2 protein-coding genes are annotated in these 1,117 nt (G+C 62.5%); both read left to right on the top strand.

What is annotated here, in order from left to right; translation table 11 throughout:
- Positions 1-585 (top strand): flagellin (locus GYH35_RS34470; protein ID WP_268894979.1); only part of this gene is annotated, 585 nt, incomplete at its 5' end.
- 224 nt (positions 586-809) lie between these two features.
- Positions 810-1,117, top strand: a 308-nt coding sequence (locus tag GYH35_RS34465; protein WP_456115300.1) for a flagellin N-terminal helical domain-containing protein, incomplete at its 3' end; no start/stop codon positions are given.

Raw genomic sequence — 1,117 nt, 5'->3', positions numbered from 1 at the left:
GTGGAAGCGCTGCAGGCCGAATACGACGCGCTGGGTTCTGAAATCGCAAATATCATCAAGAGCACCTCGTTCGGCGGCCAGAATCTGTTCAGCACCGACGGCACGGCCCTGCCGGCCGCCGGCGCGACTGGTGCGGGCTTGCTGGGGGCAGCGGCCATCACGTTCCAGATCGGCGCCAGCGAGAACGAGACGATGGAGGTCGATCTGTCGGCCGACCTGGGGCAGCTCAATACCGATCTGGGCGCCGTCAGTGCTTACTTCGCGGTAACGCCGCCCGCGACGCCGCCCGCAACCGGCGAGCTGACGGGCGATAACGCAGTCATCACGGACATCAACACTGCCATCGCATCTGTCGGCAAGGTGCGCGCGTCGCTTGGCGCGGCTTCCAACCGTCTCGATCACGTGTACAACAACCTCGGCAACATGATCCAGAACACGACCGCTTCCAAGGGTCGCATCATGGACGTGGACTACGCCCTGGAAACGTCGAACTCGACCAGCAAGCAGTTGCTGTTGCAGGCGGGTACGTCGGCCCTCAAGCAGAGCAGCAGCCTGTCGCAGCTGGTGATGTCTCTGATGCAGTAATAGTGAGCACGCCGTGGTCCTGGTGGCGCGGCACTCACGCAGACAGGAGCCGGTCCGTGAAAACGGGCTGGCTCTTTTTGTTTGCCGGCGCGACGCCCGTCACGAAAAATCTTCCGGTGCCGCTATTTAAGAACTCCGAGCGGCCCGCCGCCTTCAAGGACTGAGAGCGCGAGAAAACACCGAGGGTGTCGCGCTCAAGACGACAACCACCAGGAGTTTCAGACATGCTTTCTCTTCACACTAACGCGGCGGCTTTGTCGTCGCAGAATTCGGTCGGCAGCACGCAGAAGGCCCTGACCACCTCGTTGACCCGCCTCGGCACCGGCTTCCGCGTCAACAGCGCGATGGACGACGCCGCCGGCCTGCAGATCGCCACTCGTCTGGATGCGCAGGCTCGCGGTATGTCGGTCGCTCAGCGCAACACGCAGAACGGCATCTCCATGATGCAGACGGCTGAAGGCGCGTTCTCGGAATTGACCAACGTGCTGCTGCGTATGAAGGACCTCGCGACCGAAGCGTACAACGCCTCTTC

It is taken from the genome of Steroidobacter agaridevorans, assembly GCF_009932555.1.
GTDB lineage: Bacteria > Pseudomonadota > Gammaproteobacteria > Steroidobacterales > Steroidobacteraceae > Steroidobacter > Steroidobacter agaridevorans.
The sequence above is the reverse complement of the archived record's forward strand: the minus strand, read 5'-3'. Positions and strand labels throughout refer to the sequence as shown.